The organism is Acinetobacter sp. YH12072, from assembly GCF_013419565.1.
Classification (GTDB): Bacteria; Pseudomonadota; Gammaproteobacteria; order Pseudomonadales; family Moraxellaceae; genus Acinetobacter.
Window position 1 is genome coordinate 17,126 of sequence record NZ_VOZV01000014.1, and the last position, 24,932, is coordinate 42,057.

Genomic DNA, 24,932 nt, shown 5'->3' on the forward strand with positions numbered 1-24,932 from the left:
GAAAAACAATGTCTACCAAGCAGGATGCACACACGGGTATATTTGAGAATCGTCCCGAAAATTTCCAGCATTTTACTGGCATTAAAATGCCCTCTTCCCAGCTCGCTGAACTTGACTGTGCCGGAAAAGATATTGCGATTATCGGTACGGATCAATTTACCGTAAGCCAGCTCAACAAGATTAGCCAGCAAGCTCACTCAGTAAAAGTTTTTCAGATTAATCCGCAATTTGTATTGCCAGGTACTGAACGTGGTTTGCAGCGGTTATTAAATCACCCCTTAATCATTAAAAATCGACGCCTATTTAATAACCGCATTAAAAGCATTTTATCATTACGTTATCTAGAAAATCAGGTACAAAATTTATGGCTCAGACGCCAGCTCATGCCAAATCTTGCAGCCGCATCCAAAGTTTATCTTAAATCAGATCACTATTATGCTGCTCTGCAACGTGAAAATTGCCAGCTGATTACCTGGCCTATTGCAAAAATTTCCGAAAATAGTATTCATTGTATTAATGGAGATGAACATCAGGTTGAGCTAATTGTGCATACTTTTCAATCAGCAAGTTAATCTGTTTTTAGCACATAAGATTAAAAATTCGGAGTGTATTTGGAAAAATTTAGCTCTGCAAAATTGAATTTTTGATTTCATTGAATAGCAAAAAAGTTTAAAAAACAATCACTACATTTTTTATTAAAATATTGAATATTTCAACAACTTATAATATTCATATTTTATTTCTATGAAAGCAGTATTTTTATTAATTTTTATCTATAAATCAGAGCCAAACTGAAGTCTGGCTCTGAATTCTTTTTAGCCAATTCGACGTTTTAGTCCTGTCATCTGTAAGACACGCGTTGAGATTTCTTCAATCGACATTTCCGAAACATTCAGGTACTTTATCCCTTCCGAAATATAGATGCCTTCAATTGCACGCAGTTCCATCTGACACTGGCTAAAGCTGGCATAACGGCTGTTGGCCTTACGTTCTGTACGAATTGCAACCAAACGTTCTGCATCAATCATCAAGCCAAAAAGCTTGTTTTTATGCGGTCTTAGCACTGCTGGCAGGCGGTTATCGTCCAGATCTTCTTCAGTTAGCGGATAGTTCGCTACACGAATTCCAAATTGCAGAGACAAATAAATTGAGGTTGGAGTCTTACCGGAACGCGATACGCCAATCAGGATCAGATCAGCCTTATCATAGTGACGCGTACGCGCACCATCATCATTGTCGAGCGCAAAATGTACGGCATCAATACGTGCCTTATAAGACTCAGAATCGGTCACCGCATGGGTCTGACCGACTAAAGTCGTAGGTTCAGTACCAAGCTCTTCTGATAATTTACTGATAAGCCCTTCAAAAACATCAAGATTTACTGCATTTGCAGTATTAATAATTTCACGCACATAGGGATCCACCAATGTATCGAAAACCAAAGGTTTTTGACCGTCTTTTTGGGCACGTTCATTGATCTCTGTGACCACATTCATGGCCGCTTCTTCAGAGCTAATATAAGGGATAATATGAATGTCAAAATCCACATGCGGAAACTGCGCTAACAGTGAGTGGCCAAGGGTTTCAGCAGTAATGGCAGTACCATCGGAAATAAAAAACACACTCCGCTGAATTTGTTTACCTTCTGACATTAAAATTCTCCTCAAACATTTGTCTTAGTACTATATAATCTTTATAGTAAACCGATCTTACATGACTGTCGCTTAGTAAAATCAAAAACCTAGAAGATTTGCTATACTCTCATGCCAAGATAGTGATTAATACTGCAAAAGTGGAGTAACAACTTTGGAAGCGCGCGTAATTGGTCTAGAAAAATTAGGGAAGCACGATGTTGAGCTTGTAGGTGGGAAAAACTCATCTCTGGGCGAAATGATCAGCCACTTATCTAATGCTGGTGTATCAGTACCAGGTGGCTTCGCAACAACAGCTGCTGCTTATCGTGAATTTCTCGAGCAAAGTGGCCTAAACGCTAAAATCAATGCAGAGCTTGCTGCACTTAACGTTGATGACGTCAATGCACTTGCTGAAACTGGTGCAAAGATTCGTCAATGGATTGTGGAAACTCCACTTACTGCTGAACTGGAAAAGGAAATTCGTGCAGCTTTTGCAGAACTTTCAAACGGCAACCCTGACATCGCGGTTGCCGTTCGCTCATCTGCGACTGCAGAAGACTTACCTGATGCTTCTTTCGCAGGTCAGCAAGAAACCTTCCTGAACATTCGTGGTATCGATAACGTTCTGATCGCGATCAAAGAAGTGTTTGCATCTTTGTACAATGACCGCGCGATCTCTTACCGTGTACACCAAAACTTTGCGCATGACGTGGTTGCTCTTTCTGCAGGCGTACAACGTATGGTTCGCTCAGAAACTGGTGCTGCTGGTGTAATGTTCACTCTAGATACTGAATCAGGCTTCCGTGATGCAGTATTCATTACAGCTTCTTATGGCTTGGGTGAAATGGTAGTTCAGGGTGCAGTAAACCCGGATGAATTCTATATTTCAAAACCGCTTCTAAATGCAGGCAAACACGCTGTACTGCGCCGTAACTTAGGTTCTAAACACCAGAAAATGATTTATGGTGAAGAAGCCGCTGCGGGTAAATCAGTTGTTGTAGTTGATGTAGAAAAAGCGGATCGTCAACAATTTGCATTGAACGATCATGAACTGCAAGAATTGGCTAAGCAAGCACTGATCATTGAAAACCACTACGGTTCTCCAATGGACATCGAGTGGGCGAAAGACGGTGATGACGGCAAAATCTACATCGTTCAGGCGCGTCCTGAAACTGTGAAGAGCCGTGAAAATGTCGGCACGATGGAACGCTACCTGTTAAAACAACGTGGTACTGTAATCTGTGAAGGCCGTTCAATCGGTCAACGTATCGGTTCTGGTAAAGTCCGCATCGTAACTTCAATTAAAGAAATGGACAAAGTACAAGACGGTGATGTACTTGTATCTGATATGACTGACCCGGATTGGGAACCAGTAATGAAACGTGCTGCTGCGATTGTAACTAACCGTGGTGGTCGTACTTGTCACGCTGCAATCATTGCACGTGAGCTTGGTGTTCCAGCTATCGTAGGTTGTGGTAATGCAACCGAAGTCCTGGTTGACGGTCAGGAAGTAACTGTATCTTGTGCTGAAGGTGATACTGGTTTCATCTACGAAGGTGCATTGGATTTCGAAATCCAAACCAACTCTATCGAATCTATGCCAAAACTTCCGTTCAAAATCATGATGAACGTAGGTAACCCGGATCGTGCATTTGACTTCGCGCAAATTCCGAACGAAGGTATTGGTCTTGCTCGTCTAGAGTTCATCATCAACCGTATGATCGGTGTGCATCCTAAAGCCCTATTGAACATCGATAGTCTGCCACGTGAAACTCGTGCTGCTGTACTTGCCCGTACTGCAGGTTATGCATCTCCAATCGAATTCTATGTAGAAAAACTGGTTGAAGGTATCTCTACTCTTGCTGCTGCGTTCGCTGACAAACCAGTGATCGTACGTATGTCTGACTTCAAGTCAAACGAATACGCTAACCTGATCGGCGGTAAACTGTACGAACCTGAAGAAGAAAACCCAATGTTGGGCTTCCGTGGTGCAAGCCGTTATGTATCTGACAACTTCCGTGACTGCTTCGAACTTGAATGCCGTGCACTGAAAAAAGTTCGTGACGAAATGGGCCTGACTAATGTTCAAATCATGATCCCGTTCGTACGTACTGTTGCTGAAGCTAAACGTGTTATTGAGCTATTAGGTCAAAACGGTCTGAAACGTGGTGAAAATGGTCTTAAAGTGATCATGATGTGTGAATTGCCAACTAACGCTTTGTTAGCTGAACAGTTCCTTGAACACTTCGATGGTTTCTCTATCGGTTCAAACGACTTGACTCAATTAACACTTGGTCTGGACCGTGACTCTGGTATTGTTTCTCACTTGTTTGATGAACGTGATCCAGCAGTAAAAGCGCTTCTTTCTATGGCCATCCATGCTTGCCGTAAAGCAGGCAAATATGTAGGTATCTGTGGCCAAGGTCCTTCTGACCACCCAGATCTTGCACAATGGCTGATGGAACAAGGTATTGAATCTGTATCTCTTAACCCAGACTCAGTATTGGATACCTGGTTCTTCCTGTCTGAAGAGAAAGCTCAAAAGGCTTAATTCGCTCTATAAAAAAAGACCCTTTCATAGGGTCTTTTTTTATGTTCTCAATATTACCTAGATATTGTCTTAATCACATTTATAGTTAAGTGATCAATCATATATTTTTGATTTAACTGAAATCCAATCATCTACATAAGCATAAGCTTATTAGTGTAATGACAAACAAATACCAACAAACAGCATGAGAAAAAATTGCATAATTAAATTTAAGTGAATTTTCACATCTTGATAGCAAAATCATCAATCCTTGCTACACTGTCTCAATTATGGAGGAATTTGGTGATGAACATTCTTGAAAATCCTAAACTTATCCATATATTACACTTATATTCTTTTATTTGTTTTCAGCCTGAAAATACTTAAACTCCTAGTTCAATTTTTGTCTAAATTTATATTTTTGAGATTCAGTTTATATGCAGATTTACTTGGCACGAAATAATCAACAAGCTGGCCCATATACGCTCGAGCAATTAAATCAGATGCTTGCCAACCAACAGGTACTTCTGACTGATTTGGCTTGGCATCAAGGTATGACCGAATGGAAAGCTTTAGGTGAACTCACCCAAGGGAAACTGATCTATCAGCCTGAAGGCTATGTAGCACCAGAAACGCCAGCGACACCAGTCTATCAGGCTCCACAGAACACAAATGAGTCAAGTACAGACCATCTTCGTGCCCGCAGTTCTCAAAATGTTGCAGCAAAAAAAGAACTGGCGAGTATTCCAAGCCGTATTTTAGCCAAGATTGTGGATCTGCTTTTATGGCTGCCTGCGACGTTTATTTTGACCGCATTTTTTACTCCTGAACAGGAAACCCAGTTTGCACAACTGAACCAGGAGTTTATGAATGTGATGTTAAGTAGTGACGCTGACCATGCTCTGGCACAGCAACTACAAACTCAGATGTTTGACATGTTTTCACAACAGGCATGGATTGCGACTGCAATTTACCTGGTGATCATGCTCGCTATTCAGGCCTTTCTGATTGCCAAATCGGGTCAAAGTATCGGTAAAAAACTGACTAAAATTAAGATCGTAGATGCCGAGACTGGTGAAAAAACCAGCTTGATGCGCGCCTTCACTATTCGCAGTGTATTCTTTATTTTCCTGAATATTATCTTCATGCCACTCAGCACCATCATTGACTGGGCGTTCGGTTTAGGGCAAAAACGTCAAACCGTGCACGATAAACTGGCAAAAACCCAAGTCGTTAAACAATAATTAGTTCTGCCATAAAATGGGATGTTTTGGCATCCCATTTTCCTACATAACTTTGAAATTACAATAAAATTCCTATAAATATTCTTGAAACCTGACCAACAAAATCGGTTTTTATTACAGTCATTTAAAGCACCTTTATATATAGCTTAGTTTGGCAATATCAGGCATAATGCCCTACAACGTAGCGGTGTATTATGATTAGAAGGGTGTTTTGTAAAAAAACGGCCTCTTTTATCATGCGACACTTTAATCGCTATCCCATATTAAATTAGGGAATGGGACTCTTCACCGAGGTTGTAAAATGAGACAAACGATTTTAGCTGTATTGTCTTTATCAACGATGGCTGCACTTTTAACAGGGTGTGGTGGTGATCTAGTACTTCTGAACTCTAAGGGTCCAGTTGCTGAAGGCCAAAGTAGCCTGATGATGACTGCGATTTACTTAATGCTATTGGTGGTAATTCCATCAATTATCATGGCATTATGGTTCGGTTGGAAATATCGCGCATCGAATAAAGACGCAGACTATAAACCTACATGGGCACACTCTACTGCGATTGAAATTGTAGTTTGGGGTATCCCTGTCATTATTATTGGTATTTTAGCTTGGTTAACTTGGTGGGGTTCCCACAAGTACGACCCATACCGCCCACTTGAGGCAGATAAAGCACCATTAACAGTTCAGGTTATTGCTGAACAGTTCAAATGGATCTTCATCTACCCAGAACAAAACATTGCGACTGTAAACGAAATTCGCTTCCCAGAGAAAACTCCGGTAAGTCTTCGTTTGACTTCTAACTTCACGATGAACTCATTCTTCATCCCTGCGTTAAGTGGTCAGATCTATGCAATGGCGGGTATGCAAACTCACCTGAACTTAATGGCAGACGAAACTAGCCCAGCTGAAGGCTACCGCGGTTTCTCTTCTAACTATTCAGGCTATGGCTTCTCACAAATGCGCTTCCGTGCACATGCTGTGACTGATGCTCAGTTTGCTGAATGGGTAGCTGCAGTTAAAGCAGGTAACGGTACTTCAGTAAATCCAGAAGCAGTTCAAAAAACTGTTTTAGACCAAGCTGAATTTGCAAGCTTGCGTGACGGTAACCGTGGTAAACACCAAATCGAAGCGATTATTGCAAAAGCTACGACTCCTGAAGAGAAGGCTGCTGCTGAAGCAATGAAGCCTTACCCAACTAAGCCACATCCAGTGACTTACTACTCTTCTGTTGAGCAAGGTTTGTTTGAATCTGTGATCAATCACTACATGAGTAACTATCACGGTGCTGATCACTCAGCGTCTTCTGTTGCTCACCAGGAAGCAGCTGCTTCTGAAGCACATGTAGATGTTGAACATGCGACTGCTTCTCAAGGAGAATAATTCATGAGCTTCTTAGGTAAGTTAGGTCCAGATGCAATTCCGTACGATCCAATCGTATTGGTTACTGTTGCAATGATGATCTTAGGTGGTATCGCAGTTGTTGCAGGTATTACCTACTTCAAAAAATGGGGCTACCTGTGGAACGAATGGTTCACATCTGTAGACCATAAAAAAATTGGTATCATGTATATCTTTGTATCAGTGATCATGCTGGTACGTGGTTTCGCCGATGCGATTATGATGCGTCTTCAGCAGTTCCTTGCAAAAGGTGGCGGCGAAGGCTACTTGCACCCAGAACACTATGACCAGATCTTCACCGCACACGGTGTGATCATGATCTTCTTCGTGGCAATGGGTCTTGTTGTTGGCTTAATGAACATCTCTGTACCGCTTCAAATCGGTGCACGTGACGTTGCATTCCCATTATTGAACTCTTTAAGCTTCTGGCTGTTCGCTGGTGCTGCGGGTCTGATGATGGCTTCACTTGCGATTGGTGAATTCGCTGCGACTGGTTGGATGGCTTATCCTCCACTATCAGGCATTGAATACTCTCCTGGCGTCGGTGTGGATTACTACATCTGGGCACTGCAGATTTCAGGTCTGGGTACGCTATTAACGGGTGTTAACTTCTTCGTTACCATCATCAAAATGCGTGCGCCTGGCATGAAACTGATGGAAATGCCAATCTTTACCTGGACATCTTTATGTACAGCAGTATTGATTATCGCAGCATTCCCAGTGTTGACTGCTACTATTGCAATGCTGTCTCTTGACCGTTACTTCGGCTTCCACTTCTTCACAAACGAGCTAGGCGGTAGCCCAATGCTTTATGTGAACTTGATTTGGACTTGGGGTCACCCAGAAGTATACATTCTGGTATTGCCAGCATTTGGTATTTACTCTGAAGTTGTATCGACTTTCGCTCGTAAAGCGTTGTTCGGTTACAAATCAATGGTGTATGCAACAGTTGCAATTACAGTATTGTCATTCGTTGTATGGGTTCACCACTTCTTTACCATGGGTGCAGGTGCCAACGTTAACGCGTTCTTCGGTATCATGACCATGATTATTGCGATTCCTACTGGTGTGAAAATCTTCTCTTGGTTGTTCACCATGTACAAGGGTCGTATCGTTTACACTACCCCAATGCTATGGACACTTGGCTTCCTTGTGACTTTTGGTATCGGTGGTTTAACAGGTGTATTGATGGCAGTTCCACCAGCGGACTTCCTGGTACACAACTCTTTATTCCTGATCGCTCACTTCCATAACGTAATTATTGGTGGTGTAGTATTCGCGATGTTCGCGGGTATCATCTTCTACTGGCCGAAAATGTTCGGTTGGAGATTGAATGAGACTTGGGGTAAAGCAGCATTCTGGTTCTGGTTCTTTGGTTTCTACTTTGCATTCATGCCACTTTATATCCTTGGTTTCATGGGTATGACTCGTCGTCTGAATACATTTGATAACCCAGACTGGGATCCGTATGTAAACATCGCAATGTTCGGTGCTGTTCTAGTTGCACTTGGTATTGTATGTTTCATCATGCAAATCGTTGTTGGTTTCCTACAACGCGATCAACGTCTAGATTTGACTGGCGATCCATGGGATGGTCGTACGCTTGAATGGGCTACATCTTCTCCTGCTCCGTTCTATAACTTTGCTCATCTTCCAAAGATCAATGGTATTGATACTTTCTGGGTCGAGAAAGAAAACGGTGTTGCTTATGCAAAACCTACGAAGTACGAAGATATCCATATGCCGACTAACCGTGCTGCTGGTTTCATTATCGCAATGTTCATTACTGTTATGGGCTTCGCGTTAATCTGGCACATCTGGTGGTTAGTAGCGGTTACTTTCGTAGCAGCTATCATCAGCTTCATCGTGTCTTCTTTCACCAAGAAAGTGGATTACTATGTTCCTGCTGCTGAAGTTGAGCGTATTGAAGGTGAACGTTATGCGATCCTTGAAAAACACTTGAAGAAGGACTAAGACCATGGCTGAAGTACTTCATCACGATAACCACGGACACGATGAGCATCATCATCACGATGATACTGACATCACTGTCTTTGGTTTCTGGACTTACTTGATGAGTGACCTTATCCTTTTCGGTACACTCTTCATTGCATTCGCTGTTTTAAGTAGCCACGTTCCATTAGGCACTCCAAGCGCGCGTGATCTGTTTGGTGATTCATTAGGCTTCGTTTTAACTGAAACGTTTGCCCTCTTGATCTCTTCCGTAACTTTTGGTTTTGCCGTTCTAGCTGCCTACAAGAAAAACGTTAGTCAGGTTCTTACCTGGTTAGCGATCACTTGGTTATTTGGTGCTGCCTTCATCGGTATGGAACTTTATGAGTTCAATCATTTAGTTCATGCTGGTCATGGCCCTAGCACTTCTGCGTTCCTGTCTTCGTTCTTTACGCTGGTAGGTACGCACGGTATCCACGTGACTTCAGGTTTGGTATGGATGATCGTGTTAATGATTCAAATCAAGAAATATGGTTTGACTCTGCCTAACACTCGTCGTCTTGCGTGCCTAAGCTTGTTCTGGCACTTCCTTGACATCGTATGGATCTGTGTATTCAGCGTAGTTTACTTGATGGGAGTTCTATAATGAGTCATGATCATAACGCTGCTGGCGAATCACACGGTAACATGAAGCAATATACTGTTGGCTTCATCCTGTCTGTTGTCCTTACTGTAATTCCATTCGGTATGGTCATGGCAGGTGGTTTTAGCCGCGGTATCTTGATTACTGCTATTGCAATTACTGCAGTCGCTCAGATTCTTGTGCAATTAATTTACTTCTTGCACATGAACTCTTCTTCAGAGCAACGCTGGAACGTAATTGCATTTGTGTATACCATCTTAACCATCGCTATTCTTTTAGTGGGTTCTGTATGGATCATGAACTACCTACACTACAACATGATGATCTAAACTGGTTGTCATGCTGAAAAAGTATTTATTCCTGACTAAGCCAGGAATTCTCTTCGGTAACTTTGTTACCACTTTGGGTGGCTACTTCGTAGCCACTCAAGGTTCTGTAGATTTCCTTCTCCTGCTTCTTACTCTTATTGGTACTACTCTCGTAGTGGCATCAGGATGCGTGGTCAATAACGTTATTGATCAGGACATCGACCAAAAAATGCAGCGCACGCAAAATCGCGCACTTGTCAAAAAAACTATTTCTGTACCTGTTGCTCTCACCTTTGCTTTTGTACTGGGTGTGATCGGTTTTGGCATTTTATGGTTCTGGGTAAATGCATACGCTTTCCTATTCGCAGTTATTGGTTTTGTCGTATACGTTGGTTTTTACAGCTTATGGACAAAACGAACAACTATTCACCAAACACTGGTAGGCAGTATTTCTGGTGCAGCACCGCCTGTGATCGGTTATACCGCAGTTGCAAGCCAGTTTGACCTGGGTGCCCTTTTAATTTTTCTAGGGTATGCACTCTGGCAAATGCCCCATTCATGGGGAATTGCAGTCTATCGTTTTGAAGATTACAAAAATGCAGGCATTCCAATTCTGCCTGTCGCCCGTTCAATTCGACGTACCAAGATCGAATCTTTGATCTACGTGATATTGTTCGGAATTACCATGAATGCTTTATTTGTTTATGGTTATGCAAACTGGATCTATCTGGTGGTATTAAATCTGATGACGCTTTACTGGATCTATCTCAGTATTCAGGGCTTTAAAGCTGAAGATGATCAGGCATGGGCAAAACAGTATTTCATGTTCTCGGTCAAACTAATTACCGTGATCAGTATTATTTTCAGTTTTACTTCTACCGCCCCGCAGAATCCAATCATATTTTTTTAAGAAGATAGAGTTTTACTCTATCTTTTTTATTTCTTCTACTAAATACATAATCCCTTCCGAGCTTACTTAAAGTAACTTTGTTTCCTTTAGAAACTTAACTCTTGTAAATTTTTTATTTGTTTCCATACGTGCTCAAACATTCATCATCTGGCAAGATTTGCTTGTATTTCAGCCCCAAAACCACTAAACTTCACGCTTCGCATATTATGCGACACAACCAAGGTTGTGACTCCTTGCTTCAATTTCACTTAAATTGGGGCTGTTTAAACCGTAAGGAGCTGACAATGCGTCACTACGAAATCGTACTATTGGTACATCCAGACCAAAGCGATCAAGTTGTGGGTATGGTAGAACGTTACCTGACTCACATCAAAGAAGCTGAAGGTCAAATCCACCGTCTTGAAGACTGGGGCCGTCGTCAATTGGCTTACCCAATCAACAAGATCCACAAAGCTCACTACATTCTGATGAATGTTGAGTGTGGTCAAACTACTCTTGATGAGCTAGAAGAATTGTTCCGTTATAACGATGCAATCATTCGTAGCCTTATCATCCGTCGTGAAAACGCTATCACTGAAGAGTCACTATTGGCTAAGAGTGCTGAAGAAAAACGTGCGCGTAAAGCTCAACGTGAAGAAGCACAACAAGCTCAAGACTCTGCTGAAGCATAAGGAGAACCTAACATGGCACGTTTTTACCGTCGTCGCAAGTTCTGCCGCTTTACAGCTGAGAACGTTACGTACATCGACTACAAAGATATCGACACTTTAAAACAGTACATCACTGAAAACGGCAAGATTGTTCCTAGCCGTATTACAGGTACTAAAGCTCGTTACCAACGTCAGCTAGCACTTGCTATCAAACAAGCTCGCTACTTGTCTTTGATCCCTTACACTGACAATCATAAGTGAGGTTGAGCTGTGGATATTATCTTATTACAACGCATTAAAAACCTTGGTAAACTTGGTGATAAAGTTTCAGTTAAAGCTGGTTACGGCCGTAACTACTTGATCCCTCAAGGTAAAGCAGTTGCAGCTACTGAAGCTAACACTGCTGCTTTTGAAGCTCGTCGTGCTGAACTTGAGAAACAAGAAGCTGAAGTATTAGCTGCTGCTCAAGCACGTGCTGACCAATTGAACGAAGTAAACATCGTAATCACTGCGAAAGCTGGTGATGAAGGTAAACTGTTCGGTTCAATCGGTACTCGTGACATCGCTGACGCGTTGACAAATGCTGGTCTTACAGTTGACCGTGCTGAAGTTCGTCTTCCAAATGGCGCACTTCGCAACACTGGTGAATTCAACATCGCAATCCAATTGCACCATGATGTTGCTGCAGAAGTTCTGGTTACTATCGTAGCTGAGTAATTTCTCACCGAAAAAAGGGCATGCTTTGGCATGCTCTTTTTTTATCTCTAAAAAATATAATCTGCTCAACAGTAGAAAATTCAATTTATTCTTCGCGTTCACAAAAAATTGCACTTCGCATTTTGGATCAGACCGCGTATCATTTCATCTCGTAGTGAATAAACCTTATTCATCTCCGACAATATTTAACCATTGTATTTAAAATCAGGGATTTATATGTCACAGGCGAATGCCAGCAAAAAGGCACCTACCGCTAAACCAGAAATTGTTGCTGATACCCAACTTAAGGAGTTCCGTACTCCCCCGCACAATTTAGCGATTGAACAGGCTGTACTTGCTGCCCTTATGACTGTGGCTGAATCTTTTGAACAAGTCGGCGATGTACTTACCGAAAATGATTTTTATGCGACCCGGCATAAATATATCTTCCGTGCCATTGAACAGCTTTCTAAAGAAAACTCGCCTTATGATGCAGTACTGGTTCATGACTGGCTGATCAAGCAGAACTTACTCGATGCGGTCGGTGGTGAAGAATATTTAATGCAGCTGATGGCTGATTCGCCTTCGAGTTTCTATAACCTGGAAACCTATGCCGGCAAAATTAAAGAGTTCTCTACTTTACGTAGCATGATCAAGGTCAGCTCTGAAATTTTACAGAATGCCTATGACACTAAAGGCCGTCCGGTGAGTGAAATTCTAGATCTGGCTGAAACTAATATTTTCTCGATTGCCGAACAACATAATAACAATGCCAAGGCTCAAGGCCCAAAAGCCATTAATACCGTTGTCGCAGACGTATTCGATAAGCTAAATGAACTTTCTCAGCTTGAAGGTTCAATTACCGGTCTGACCACCGGTTTCGTGGAACTGGACAATAAAACTTCCGGTATGCAGGCTGGCGACCTGATTATTGTCGCAGCCCGTCCCTCTATGGGTAAAACCACCTTTGCCATGAACCTGGTCGAAAGTGTGCTGTTTAACAACAACCTTCCTGCGCTGGTCTATTCGATGGAAATGCCAGCGGATTCGATTGCGATGCGTTTGATTTCCTCTTTCGGCCGTGTACATCAAGGTCACTTACGTGCTGGTAAAATGGACAGCGATGAATGGTCAAAAGTGACTAGTACCATTGTGCATTTACAGGAAAAGCATCTTTATATCGATGATTCCTCTGCACTACCACCGACTGAGGTTCGTGCGCGTGCGCGTCGTATTGCCAAAATGCATGGCGGTAAGCTCGGTTGTATCATGGTCGATTATCTTCAATTGATGAAAGTACCGGGTATGGGTGATAACCGTGTAGGCGAGATCTCGGAAATTTCTCGAAGCTTAAAAGCCTTGGCCAAAGAGATGCAATGTCCAGTCATTGCCTTATCACAGTTGAACCGTTCTCTAGAAAACCGTCCCAACAAACGCCCGGTGATGTCTGACCTTCGTGAATCTGGTGCGATCGAACAGGATGCCGACTTGATCATGTTTATTTACCGTGACGAGGTTTATAATAAGGAATCGAAAGAAGCCGGCACTGCCGAAATTATTATCGGTAAACAGCGTAATGGTCCAATTGGTACCGTACGTCTGGCATTTGAAGGTCAATATACCCGTTTCAGTAACCTCTCTCCTGAGTTCTATGCCCAGTATGATGATGAAGAGTAAGTATTCAAGTTTGATCTGAGTGTAGAAAAGAGGCCGAAATGGTCTCTTTTTTATTTAGAATGCTTGCTGTGCATGAAATTATATAAATGAGCATGTCCATTTATAGTAGATAGGTCTACAATATTCACAATTTTGAAATGACCGCTTTTGTTTTCACAATCCTGTTATTTCTCTCCCTGTTTTGTGTGTTCCACACGATATTATTTTTGTCATCCCGCAGGAGTATCTAGGGTGCGCCAAGCTACAGTTTATATTGACAGTGAAGCACTGCAATATAATTTAAACCGTGTCAAACAACTTGCCCCAACCGCTAAAATCGTCAGCATGGTCAAAGCCAATGCTTACGGACATGGAATTAAAGACTGCTTAGCAGCCTTAAAAGATAGTGATGCCTTTGGTGTCGCCTGTCTGGAAGAAGCCCTGGAAATTCGTGAACTCGGCTACCAGCAACCCATTACCCTAATCGAAGGCATTTTCTCTGCAGATGAAATGCAGGTTGTGATCGATCAGAATATTGAAGTCATTGTGCATCATCAGCCACAACTGGACTGGTTACTGACAAATAAAGAAGCCTATATTGCGAAAGGCCTAAAAGTTTGGGTAAAACTCAACAGCGGTATGAACCGTCTTGGTTTTAAAATTGATGTGATTAAAAATGTGATCAATCAATTAAAAGCAGAAGGTTTTACCTGCGTGCTGGCGATGCACTTTGCCAATGCTGATGCGGAACATCCTCTCAATGAACAGCAAATCCAGCAGTTCTTGGAAGTGAAGAATGACTGCGCACCTTTAATGGGTTCTTGCTGTAACTCAGCTGCGATCTATAAATATCCAGAATTGCATTTTGACTTTGTTCGTCCGGGCATCATGCTCTACGGCGCGACTCCATTTGCAGACAAGACTGTACATAATCTAGATCTAAAACCAGTCATGACTTTTACCGCTGAAGTGATTGCATTGAATAATATCAAACCTGGTGAACATGTCGGTTATGGTTCAACTTTTACTGCTGACAAAGACATGACCTTGGCCATTGTTTCTATCGGTTATGGTGACGGTTATCCACGTGCTTTCCCAAAACAGAACCATGTAGCGATTAATGGTCAGCAAACCCGTGTGATTGGCCGTGTGGCAATGGACATGATTGCCATTGATGCAACTGGTCTCAATCTGGAATTGGGTACTGAAGTCGAACTATGGGGCAAATCCCGTCTGGTCGATGATGTGGCTGAAGCCAATGGCACCATTGGTTATGAATTGCTTTGCCGTATGTCTGCCCGCCCGGTACGCAAACTAGTTTAAAGAAAAACTATTTAAAAATAAAAAAGCCCAACTCATGTTGGGCTTTTTTATATTGTCAGCATTCAAGCTGATTTTTGCTCTTCATTTTCGATTAATGACAGTTCAAATAATAAAGCATCTACTTGTTCCTGGTTAAAATCATTAGGCGTAAAAACCTCAAATCCCATTTCTTGGCAGAATTGTTGAATAGAACTACGTTTAGAAATATATTTCATTGACCAGTCGCCAAAAGTACGCTGCTCAATCTCTTTGGTTTCAAATAGTTTAATATTTTTATGGCGTGGATCTTTAGACAGTCTCTCTGTCAGTAAAGCTTTTAAAACCAGACATTCCCCTTCCAGGCACTGGAAAAAATGTCCATCAGCAAAATAAAGCACCCCTGTTATTTGATTAGAATGATTAAAATCATGTGCTTCTTTAAGGATATCCGTTAAATCTTGAAGTAAGTCGGCTTTGGACGAGGTACTTTCACTGGCGTAACAAAATTGGTACATGCGGCTAACCTCTATTCTTATCTATGCAATATCGTATAGAAGTTAGCACTGTACACTAAGCAGTCAATTTTTACTAATTCTTATAAGAAAAACTTATTTTTATTTCTATAAATATTATAAGAAATAATCATTCGATGGGGTGGGTAATTCAGCCAGGCCTTTCTTTAAAGTTTCTGACCATTGCCGACTGATATCCGTAAAATATTCATCGTCTTCAGCAATACGTTTACCTTTCGGCATCATTAAGCTGTCTTTTTTATAGACAAGTACATCCAGTGGCATACCGACAGATACATTTGAACGTAAGGTAGAAGCAAAAGAAATCAAAGAACAACGTAATGCTTCATCGAGTGGCATATCATAGGTCAAGGCACGATCCAGAATCGGCTTACCGTATTTGCTTTCACCAATCTGGAAATATGGCGTATCTCGTGTCGCGCAAATAAAATTGCCTTGCGGGTAGATATGATAGAGCTGCATTTCCTGATTTTTAATCTGGCCGCCGACCAGGAAATTACAATAGTAAGTACTTTGTTCTAAACTATCATCCGTGACATTGGCAATCACTTTTTTGAGTGTATTACCCACCAGTTCCGCAACATCAAACATGGTCGGTAAACTCAGGATATTCGGTTCCTGCCTGAGTTCCAGCTGATTTCTGATATGTCCGATTACCGCCTGTGTTGTTGCCAGGTTTCCGGAAGCCTGGAGTACGATAACGCGCTCCCCATCTACCCCAAAGGTATATAATTTTCGAAATACCGAAATGTGATCCACACCAGCATTGGTACGTGTATCACTGATAAATAGCATACCTTGCTCTAAACGAAGGGCACAACAATACGTCATTTTTTGTCCTTATTAATGAATTAACATCCTAGTACCTGGACGATGGAATACATGGATTCCACACCGCCTTCTTCTCTTACACCACGTACTGGTGCAACATCCCAATAGTCGCGCCCCACCGCAACATAGACATGCGCACTAGGCGTAAATAACAGGTTACTCACATCAAAACAGTACCATGCCTGTTCAATAAATACCTCAGCCCAAGCATGACTCGCCAGATGTGAGGCATTCTGTGCATAAAGATAACCTGATATATAACGTGATGGTAAACCTAAATGTTTACACATGGTGATAAAAATATGACTGTGATCCTGACAGACGCCCTGACGTGCTTCAAAAGCATCAATAGCAGACCCCTGTACCGTAGTACTATTTGATATATAAGGAACGTGTTCGAGTACGGCTTGAGCCAAGCCGATTAAATGTTTACGAGTTAATGCTGGAACATGACGATCTGCAAAATCCTTCATCTCTGCATTGCATTTTGTTGCTTCAGTCGGCTGTAAAAATAGATATGGATTTAAGGAATCATTTAAGCCCTGCTCATGCGCGAGATTTAGCTCAACGATGCCTTGTGCCATGATCATCAGGCTATGATAGGATTCACGCTGTGTACTGGTCATCCAGAGATTTTTAAAGGCATCATGCCGAATCACTTTCTGACCCGGTACACTGACATCCCAATAATGCACCTTCTGATGTTCATTGGTGGAAGGCATCATTTTGATGTACTGAATACTGTTCCTCACCTCGGCTGTGTACGTGTATTGCGTTTGGTGATTCACCATCAATTTCATACATCAGCCTCGAACAAGCGATGAATATGATCACTAAACTGGTAAAACTGCTTCAGATCAGGTGCGGCACGTAACTGTGTCCAGTATTGTTTTACACTGCCCCAACCAATCTCACAGAGTGTATCCACAATATAATCGATTTTACATAAGGTACGGGTAGTATCCTCACCGAGACGTAACTGCTGATCTAGCTGTTCCAAACATTGGCCCAGACTGAAAAATAGAAATACATCTGATGATTCTGCTTCTAGAATTTCGGCACAATCTGTCACGACATCGCAGATATAACCGGCATTCTGATCCGCAGTTTTAATCAGTTTCAGTAGTTCGGAATAGGCTTTGCCAGACAATACACCGCGTAATTCCTGAATATTGTCTTTTGCCACCTGAAACTGTTGGGTAAATGAAGTCGGTTGGGTACTATCCAGAACCAGCTCATTTAATGAACTGGCATCAAACGCAGGCAAACAGAAAGCATGTGCATAAGCCACAGCGGCTTCATCATCTAAAAATGGAAAATGCGAACATAAAAACTGGGTACGAGATAAATAACGGCCTAACCAAAAAATATGTTGCGCATTGGTATTTAACAAAACCATGACGTTATCCTTCTTTGGAATGTTATGAATGTAAGTTGTCGACTACCCAAGTATCTTTGATCCCGCCTCCTTGCGATGAGTTGACCACCAGTGAGCCTGCCTGCATGGCTACCCGGGTCAGACCACCTGGCACAATTTCAGTGCGGTAAGGTGAGCTCAAGACAAAAGGACGCAGATCAATATGTCGTTCAGCAATACCAAAATTGCTTAAAGTCGGACTGACCGACAAATCCAAAGTTGGCTGCGCAATGTATAAATGCGGCGCAGCTAAAATTTTATCTCTGAAAATATCAATATGCTGTTGAGAGGCTTGTGGCCCAATCAGCATGCCGTAACCGCCAGAACCTTGTGCTTCCTTGACGACCAGCTGATCCAAATTTGTCAACACATAGTCCAGATCTTCCGGATTACGGCATTGGTAGGTTGGAACATTATTTAAAATCGGTTTTTCACCCAAATAAAAATGAATCATTTTATCGACATAAGGATAAATCGATTTATCATCTGCCACACCTGTACCCGGGGCATTTGCGATTACAACATTGTGCTGTAAATATGCGGACATTAAGCCCGGAACACCCAAAGTACTGTCTGGTTTAAAGCACAGTGGATCAAGATAGGCGTCGTCGACTCTTCTATAAATAACATCAACCTGTTGACGCCCACGTATTGTTTTTACATAAACCTTCGAGTTCTCAACAAAAAGATCACGTGATGTCACTAAAGGCACATTCATCTCCCTTGCAAGGCAAGCGTGTTCATAGTATGCACTATTGAAACGACCCGGGGTCAAAACCACAATGAATGGATTATCGGTATAAGCATTTTCCGCCAGAATTTCTTTTAAGAGTTTTGGATATTGTTCAATACCGGCAATATTGGATTGCTCAAACACTTTTGGCATTAACTTCTGGCTGATCTTGCGGCATTCCAGCATATAAGACACCCCAGATGGCGTTCTCAGGTTATCTTCCAGTACATAAAATTCACCTTTGGAATCCCGGATAATATCAATCCCGCTAATCTGGCTATAGATACTGCCTTTCAAATGATGCTGGTACATATGTGGCTGATACGCTTCATGGGTGAGCACCTGAAGCTCAGGGACAATATTGGCTTTAAGAATATCCTGCTGATGATAAATATCATGCAGAAACAGGTTTAAGGCTTGAACACGCTGTGCTGAACCGAGTGCCACCATATTCCACTGTTTACGGGCAATCACCCGGGGAATTACATCGAAAGGAATAGTCCGCTCAGTGCCCTGCTCATCGCCGTATACGGTAAATGTAATACCGTCATAGAGAAAATGTTCTTTTGCCACTTCATTTAGCTGATTCAGTTCATCTAATGTATGCTGTGACAGCCATTCTTCAATTCGTTGACCTGCCTGGCTGTTCATCACCTGATGATTACGCATTTCATTGAAAAATTTCGAAGAAATCTCTTGGTATAAAAAATGCGGACTGTGCTTAATTGCAATATTGAGTGCTGTAGTATCTGTAAAATTTTTGCTTAAATCTGCTGCAGTATGATTTTCTACTGTTGTAATAGTATTTGTATCCTGGCTTTCTTTTAGCATACAAACCTCGTCATTGTAATCTATTATAATAAAATCAGAGCAATATCCATGCCATGATATCCGTTTCGAAGTCTGTATTAACCCAGCAAAGTGCCTATTCACTCAATATCATTTTTCACCAAGATGTTTACGGATTGTAGGACAATTGTTGCGCAGAATAACTTGCGAAAAAAATCCAGATTTCTTATTGTGGTAAGCTCATATTTAATTTGTTTCCACTGATTGCCAGTAAAAATACATTATGTCAGCACAAGAAAAAGAAACCTCCAATAGCCTTTACCGCCAATGGCAAATCTTGTCGCGTCTTTCTACCGGCAAATGGATGGGAACCCGTGAACTCCAGGAAATCCTGAATCGCGAAGGGATCGAGATCAGTTTACGCACCATTCAGCGTGACCTGAATCAGATTGCCCAGCGTTTTCCGATTGAGAGCAGTAAAACCACGCCCCAAGGCTGGCGCTGGCGTTCAGATGCCCCGATTCAAAGCTTGCCGCACATGACCAGTTCACAGGCAGTGACCTTTATGATGGTGGAAGAGCATCTGAAACATTTGCTGCCACCTAGTCTGATTGAAGAAATGAATCCTTGGTTTGATCTGGCTCGACGCAGCCTGTCTTCACAAAATAATGTACGACAATGGATTAACCGGGTCAGAATCGTGCCAGCTACCCAGCCACTCATTCCGCCTGTCGTTGATAAAACGGCCCAGCAGGCGATTTATGAAGGCCTGTTACAGGACAAACAGCTGGAATGTGTTTATCAGGGTCGTGGTCATAATGGTGAAGAGAAAACCTATATTTTAAATCCGCTGGCATTAGTACAAAAAGGTTCAATTATCTATCTGGTCTGTACCCGTCATGATAAATCGGATATTCAAACCTTTGCTCTGCACCGTTTTAAATCAGCGGTGGTGCTGAATTCTCGTGCCCTGCACCCGGTAAATTTTGATATTGATGAATATATTGAATCTGGCGCTTTAGGATTCCGGGTCGATTTTAACCAGCCAACAGAAAATGTATTGCTTCAACTGAGCATGCCTGAATCTGATGCACATTATTTTGAGGAAAGTCAGCTCAGCAAAGATCAAAAAATTGAAAAAATCGAAAATGGCATGGCGCTGATTAGTGCGACTGTGCCTTTTACCTCACAACTAGTCTGGTGGTTACGCAGTTTTGGCAATAAAATCAAGCATATCGAACCAAAAATAGTGGCAGATGCTGTTTATCAAGTAGAGGAAACTGATTCAGCTTCTTCCAAAGAGTAAAAAAGTCCCCATTTTGGGGACCTGATCAATTTATCATTTTATTTTTATTATTGCTCTGGTGGTCTGCTACTGAGCCAGTCTGCTTTCCTCTTGCCCCAGAAAACAGACCGGATGTGTCACATTAGAAATTAAAGAGTACGGCAGCATGAGCAAGCCAGCTCTGCATTATTAAAACGGATCGATTTTTTTGTCATAATTTACACTCCTACTGTGGGGGTAAAATCACTATAAAACGCTTAAGCCTGTTTTTGAAATAAAAAGAATGCATGCCTTTTGCACAATTTTTCCATAGAAGATTATTTGGAAAATTTATTATCTATCTAGAAGTCAGGTATAGTGGCCTACGCCCCATTTTCAGCAAGTTTATAAAATTAAAAAACAATTCTATGCTTGTATAAGCCAGGCAGCTCTGCACATTATTAAACGCTATCGTAGTGGAAATAGGAATTTAATTTCATAATGGCTAACCCTGCGCAATTAGTACGACACAAATTACTTAATACTTTCTTTTCACGGCATTCGGTCTGGTTTGCCTGCATCACCATCGCCGTTATTTTTACGATTTTTCATATCGGTTATGAGCCGCGCTATATTTATTATTTTATGCCGGCAACCTTAGTGAATACACTATGGATCGTTAGTATTCTGCTGAGCCTGCTAGGCCTATATGACGTCTTGCAGAACAGACATTCAATCTTAAAAAATTATCCGATTATGGGCCACTTCCGTTTTATCTTTGAAGAATTCCGCCCCGAAATTCGTCAGTATTTTATCGAAGCAGATCGGGATGCTTTGCCATTTTCACGTATGCAGCGTAGTCTGGTGTATCAACGGGCCAAAAATGAAAATTCAGATAAGCCCTTCGGCTCAATCATGAATGTCTATGAAGAAAACTATAAGTTTATTAGCCATTCCCTCACCCCTTGCCGACCTGCTGATCCAGAAACCTTTCGCATTCTGATCGGCAATGAACAATGTATCCAGCCTTATTCTGCTTCCATTTTGAATATCTCGGCTATGAGTTTCGGGAGTTTAAGTGCCAATGCGGTTCGGGCTTTAAATCTTGGTGCGCAAAAAGGCAAATTCTTTCATGATACCGGTGAAGGTAGTATCAGCCCTTATCATCTGGAACATGGCGGTGACATTGTCTGGGAAATTGGTAGCGGCTATTTTGGTTGTCGGACCTTAGAAGGTCAGTTTGATCCGGTAAAATTTGCAGAAAAAGCTAAGCTACCTCAGGTAAAGATGATTGAAATCAAGCTTTCACAAGGTGCCAAGCCTGGACATGGGGGGATTTTACCTAAAGCCAAGATTTCAGAAGAAATTGCTCAGATTCGCGGGATTAGCCGTGAACATGACTGTGTCTCACCTTCTGGACATCCGGCGTTTAAAACCCCGATTGAAATGATGAATTTCATTCAACAACTACGTGAGCTTTCTGAAGGTAAGCCAGTCGGATTCAAGCTTTGTCTGGGTCAACCTTGGCAATTTATGAGTATGGTGAAAGCCATGCTACATACCAAAATTTATCCTGATTTTATTGTGGTAGATGGATCTGAGGGCGGTACCGGTGCTGCACCAATTGAATTGATTGACTATATGGGTACTCCTTTAAGAGAAGGTCTTTTGTTTGTGCACAATACCTTGGTCGGTGCAGGATTGAGAGACAAGATTAAAATTGGTGCAAGCGGGAAAATTATCAGTGCCTTTGATATTGCTAGTACCATGGCACTTGGAGCTGACTGGGTTAATTCAGCGCGCGGATTCATGTTTGCAGTCGGATGTATCCAGGCTCAAAGTTGTCATACCAATCAATGCCCTGTGGGAGTCACTACTCAGGATAAAGAGCGTCAAAAAGCCCTGCATGTCCCGACTAAGGCCGAGCGAGTATTTTATTTCCATAAAAATACAATGCATGCCCTGTCTGAGCTAATCGCTTCAGCAGGTTTAAAACATCCTTCTGCTATTAAACCGCATCATCTGGCACAGCGAATCAGCAATCATGAAATCAAGAACTTTGCCCAGATTCATTTCTGGCTTAAAGAAGGTGAATTATTACATTGCGAAAATAAAGATGAGGAAAATTTCTATTTCCGTATGTGGAATATGGCCAAATTGGAAAGTTTTTAGACTTAGAATAAGTGAAATTTAATCGAGTTAGACAAGAAAAAGGCGTTTACTAAAACGCCTTTTTTTAATTGAGAGTGTCACAGTCTAATAATAGGTCTTACTGCCATGCGCATGTAAAAAGGCTGGAATTAAACCTGTGAGTGCTGCACGGATATCCGCGCGTTCATTAATCAATTGATGTGAACCTTCTTCCAGCATTAACAAAGTTTGCAGGCGGAACTTGCGCCGGATAAATTCAATATTGTAACGCCAGTCCACTGTCTGATCCTGAGCACCTTGAGCTAACCAGACAGGGATTCGGCAAGCTGGACGTGCTTCCATTTCCAGCATCCAGCGTGACATCGCTAGAATCCAGTCCATGCCCATCATGCGGGGTTGCAAAGGATCTTTAAGTCGGATAAAACGCAGAAATTCAGGATTATGGTTATTACGGCGGAAATGACGCGGTACTTCACGCTTGATCCGGCTAATAATGCCGAGACCGAGCGGATTATGCCACCAGGCAGTTTTAGCTGGACGAATCAACGGTGACAATAACAGCACGCGATCTACAAACGGATTTTCGCGTCGTTCTGCAAATTCGAGCAAATGATGCATCCAAATCGCACCACCGGTACTTTGTCCAATGCCAACCCAAGGTTTAGGTAATTGCTCGGCATGCTTCACATAACGATATACCGCATGCAGAACCTGCTGGTAATGATCAAAATTCTGGATACTGGCAGATGAACCATCACTCAGACCATGCCCCGGCAGATCATAGGTCAGGACACTAAAGCCCTGTTCCAGCAACTCACGTACGATCGGCTGATAAATTCCGCTATGTTCCAGATATCCATGTAATAGAAACGCCGTTCCCTGAATTTTGTCAAAACGGGTATTTTCTAGATTAGGTGTAAATACTTGCACATGCAGTTTAAACAGCGGCATCTGTACATAGCCCTGCCAATGCTTGCAATCCAGTAAATCAAAACCATACAGTCTGCGATAAGACAACAGATCAATAGTGGGCTGGTCATCCCTATTCAGGTTTAAGGGCTGTAAAAGCTGTGGCGTTGTTTCCCTGCTTGGCACAGGTAAATCCAGCTGTTTCAGGATGGTCGGGTTTAAAAACGGAATATCAGACATTAAGGCACCTCCCGACAGTCACTGGAGCCAAACCACATATCGCGGATAGTGGCCAGCATTTCATAATTGGCACGGCGACTATGATCATAATTTTGTCGACTTGGACGCCAACGGGTCAAGGACTTCGGCATCGGTGCTTCCACTGGAATCGTTTGAATACCATTCAGTGCAAACAGACGACGGGTACGCGGCATATGATAACGGTCGGTAATCAGAATCACAGTCGGTGCCCCACCTTTTTTTTGCAATAATAACGAGCTGAAACGGGTATTTTCACAGGTATTCATGCTGCGGTCTTCAAGCAATTTGGCATCGACATTGTAATTTTGTAACCAGCGCTGCATATACGGCGCTTCCACACCACTCAATACGATCGGTAACTGATACTGTTTTTCAACTGCGAGTGTGGTTTCCAGACGCAAACGCGTATAGTCATTGACCACAATATCCTTACCATTTTCATGTAAAGTTAAACCACCACCTAAGACCACAATGGCATAAGGTTTAGACTGATTGACCGGTTTCTGTTGCTGCTGTTCCTGCAGTAAAGCCAGATCTTCCTTGATTTCTTCTTTCGCTGTGACCTGAACGGCGCTCGCTTCTTCATCTTCCAGAGGATGAGTCGTCAAGAATTCAATATATTGCTCAATGCGTTCTTTGTTTTCATTACTGTCCCATTCCAGCAGTTCGCGGACCTTCTGAGTCGGGTCAACGGCTTCCACAGGTTCTTGCTGGGACAATAAAGGCACTTGTGCAGGCTGGTTCTGTTCTGCTTTTTCTTCCTGCTGTTCACGCTGATGTTCTTCAATCATCTCTTGCAGTATCTTGTAGCGTGCCTGAATCAGCATCAGATTGGCAGAATGATTTTTCTGGATATCCTGCTCCATCACACGCAAATAAGCCTGACGGGCAATCCACTGATCAGAACCTGGTTCAAGCGTATCATCTTCACTCAGGGAAGCCATTTTCTGGCTTTGTGCTGCAACTTCGTTAATTTCAAAGGACACAAATCGATTGAGTCCCTTAACCACGAGCTGAGAATAAAATGGCGAATAGATCAACATCACCAAACAGCCGAAAAATACAAACAGTCCTGCGACGATTTGTACTAAACGGACCATCCAATGGGTGTTTTTCATATAC

Annotated in this window: 23 protein-coding genes; 15 read left to right on the plus strand and 8 right to left on the minus strand. The window is 42.2% G+C overall.

Annotation, left to right across the window (positions count from 1 at the left end; translation table 11 throughout):
* The first annotated feature begins 8 nt into the window (after positions 1-8).
* Positions 9-572 (plus strand): flavoprotein, encoded by a 564-nt coding sequence (locus FTU19_RS07705; protein WP_180017546.1) that lies wholly within the window; start codon positions 9-11, stop codon positions 570-572.
* Between the two features lie 243 nt (positions 573-815).
* Here FTU19_RS07705 and FTU19_RS07710 read toward each other — a convergent pair whose 3' ends face one another.
* Positions 816-1,652 carry a pyruvate, water dikinase regulatory protein gene (locus FTU19_RS07710; protein ID WP_166134959.1) on the minus strand — a complete coding sequence of 279 codons (837 nt, stop codon included), beginning with the start codon at positions 1,650-1,652 and terminating at the stop codon, positions 816-818.
* Between the two features lie 154 nt (positions 1,653-1,806).
* On the opposite strand from FTU19_RS07710, the gene ppsA reads away from it, so the two are divergent.
* The 12 genes from ppsA to alr all read left to right on the plus strand — a co-directional run bounded on the left by ppsA (position 1,807) and on the right by alr (position 14,943).
* Positions 1,807-4,185: a phosphoenolpyruvate synthase gene (gene ppsA / locus FTU19_RS07715; protein ID WP_004783865.1), complete on the plus strand. Its 2,379-nt coding sequence runs from the start codon at positions 1,807-1,809 to the stop codon at positions 4,183-4,185.
* Positions 4,186-4,601: 416 nt separating this feature from the next.
* Positions 4,602-5,408, plus strand: a complete 807-nt coding sequence (locus tag FTU19_RS07720) for an RDD family protein (RefSeq protein WP_180130606.1) — start codon at positions 4,602-4,604, stop codon at positions 5,406-5,408.
* Between the two features lie 301 nt (positions 5,409-5,709).
* A complete protein-coding gene (gene cyoA, locus FTU19_RS07725; protein ID WP_180130608.1) occupies positions 5,710-6,786 on the plus strand; it encodes a ubiquinol oxidase subunit II in 1,077 nt (358 codons plus the stop codon).
* 3 nt (positions 6,787-6,789) lie between these two features.
* Positions 6,790-8,778 carry a cytochrome o ubiquinol oxidase subunit I gene (cyoB, locus tag FTU19_RS07730; protein WP_180130611.1) on the plus strand — a complete coding sequence of 663 codons (1,989 nt, stop codon included), beginning with the start codon at positions 6,790-6,792 and terminating at the stop codon, positions 8,776-8,778.
* 4 nt (positions 8,779-8,782) lie between these two features.
* A complete protein-coding gene (gene cyoC, locus FTU19_RS07735) occupies positions 8,783-9,403 on the plus strand; it encodes a cytochrome o ubiquinol oxidase subunit III (RefSeq protein ID WP_166134969.1) in 621 nt (206 codons plus the stop codon).
* Complete coding sequence (locus FTU19_RS07740; protein WP_171064814.1) at positions 9,400-9,729, plus strand: cytochrome o ubiquinol oxidase subunit IV; 330 nt, start codon at positions 9,400-9,402, stop codon at positions 9,727-9,729. The genes cyoC and FTU19_RS07740 overlap by 4 nt, the downstream gene beginning before the upstream one ends.
* A gap of 10 nt (positions 9,730-9,739) precedes the next feature.
* A complete protein-coding gene (cyoE, locus tag FTU19_RS07745) occupies positions 9,740-10,618 on the plus strand; it encodes a heme o synthase (RefSeq protein WP_166134971.1) in 879 nt (292 codons plus the stop codon).
* Positions 10,619-10,902: 284 nt separating this feature from the next.
* Positions 10,903-11,289, plus strand: a complete 387-nt coding sequence (rpsF, locus tag FTU19_RS07750) for a 30S ribosomal protein S6 (protein ID WP_004696436.1) — start codon at positions 10,903-10,905, stop codon at positions 11,287-11,289.
* A gap of 12 nt (positions 11,290-11,301) precedes the next feature.
* Positions 11,302-11,529 (plus strand): 30S ribosomal protein S18, encoded by a 228-nt coding sequence (gene rpsR, locus FTU19_RS07755; protein ID WP_004278792.1) that lies wholly within the window; start codon positions 11,302-11,304, stop codon positions 11,527-11,529.
* 9 nt (positions 11,530-11,538) lie between these two features.
* Positions 11,539-11,985 (plus strand): 50S ribosomal protein L9, encoded by a 447-nt coding sequence (gene rplI, locus FTU19_RS07760; RefSeq protein WP_004783880.1) that lies wholly within the window; start codon positions 11,539-11,541, stop codon positions 11,983-11,985.
* A 216-nt stretch (positions 11,986-12,201) separates the two neighbouring features.
* Positions 12,202-13,641 (plus strand): replicative DNA helicase, encoded by a 1,440-nt coding sequence (gene dnaB / locus FTU19_RS07765; RefSeq protein ID WP_004783882.1) that lies wholly within the window; start codon positions 12,202-12,204, stop codon positions 13,639-13,641.
* 231 nt (positions 13,642-13,872) lie between these two features.
* Entirely contained in the window at positions 13,873-14,943 is a 1,071-nt protein-coding gene (gene alr / locus FTU19_RS07770) for an alanine racemase (RefSeq protein WP_180130613.1), read from the plus strand.
* 62 nt (positions 14,944-15,005) lie between these two features.
* Here alr and FTU19_RS07775 read toward each other — a convergent pair whose 3' ends face one another.
* The 5 genes from FTU19_RS07775 to FTU19_RS07795 all read right to left on the minus strand — a co-directional run bounded on the left by FTU19_RS07775 (position 15,006) and on the right by FTU19_RS07795 (position 19,267).
* Positions 15,006-15,437 carry a BLUF domain-containing protein gene (locus tag FTU19_RS07775; protein ID WP_179992463.1) on the minus strand — a complete coding sequence of 144 codons (432 nt, stop codon included), beginning with the start codon at positions 15,435-15,437 and terminating at the stop codon, positions 15,006-15,008.
* A 114-nt stretch (positions 15,438-15,551) separates the two neighbouring features.
* Positions 15,552-16,286 carry a proteasome-type protease gene (locus FTU19_RS07780; protein WP_004783888.1) on the minus strand — a complete coding sequence of 245 codons (735 nt, stop codon included), beginning with the start codon at positions 16,284-16,286 and terminating at the stop codon, positions 15,552-15,554.
* 20 nt (positions 16,287-16,306) lie between these two features.
* A complete protein-coding gene (locus FTU19_RS07785; RefSeq protein ID WP_180130616.1) occupies positions 16,307-17,086 on the minus strand; it encodes a transglutaminase family protein in 780 nt (259 codons plus the stop codon).
* A complete protein-coding gene (locus FTU19_RS07790; RefSeq protein WP_004783892.1) occupies positions 17,083-17,685 on the minus strand; it encodes an alpha-E domain-containing protein in 603 nt (200 codons plus the stop codon). Before FTU19_RS07790 ends, FTU19_RS07785 begins: the two co-directional genes overlap by 4 nt.
* A 22-nt stretch (positions 17,686-17,707) precedes the next feature.
* A complete protein-coding gene (locus FTU19_RS07795) occupies positions 17,708-19,267 on the minus strand; it encodes a circularly permuted type 2 ATP-grasp protein (protein ID WP_180130619.1) in 1,560 nt (519 codons plus the stop codon).
* 241 nt (positions 19,268-19,508) lie between these two features.
* Here FTU19_RS07795 and FTU19_RS07800 point away from each other — a divergent pair, with 241 nt between their 5' ends.
* The gene (locus FTU19_RS07800; RefSeq protein WP_180130621.1) at positions 19,509-20,531 is read left to right on the plus strand and encodes a YafY family protein; all 1,023 of its coding nucleotides are present in this window, start codon (positions 19,509-19,511) and stop codon (positions 20,529-20,531) included.
* 459 nt (positions 20,532-20,990) lie between these two features.
* Positions 20,991-22,661: an FMN-binding glutamate synthase family protein gene (locus FTU19_RS07805; RefSeq protein WP_180130624.1), complete on the plus strand. Its 1,671-nt coding sequence runs from the start codon at positions 20,991-20,993 to the stop codon at positions 22,659-22,661.
* A gap of 84 nt (positions 22,662-22,745) precedes the next feature.
* Here FTU19_RS07805 and FTU19_RS07810 read toward each other — a convergent pair whose 3' ends face one another.
* Positions 22,746-23,789, minus strand: coding sequence for an alpha/beta hydrolase (locus tag FTU19_RS07810; RefSeq protein WP_005236036.1), 1,044 nt, complete (start codon positions 23,787-23,789; stop codon positions 22,746-22,748).
* Positions 23,789-24,928, minus strand: coding sequence for a YdcF family protein (locus tag FTU19_RS07815; protein ID WP_180130627.1), 1,140 nt, complete (start codon positions 24,926-24,928; stop codon positions 23,789-23,791). The genes FTU19_RS07810 and FTU19_RS07815 overlap by 1 nt, the downstream gene beginning before the upstream one ends.
* Positions 24,929-24,932: the final 4 nt, after the last annotated feature.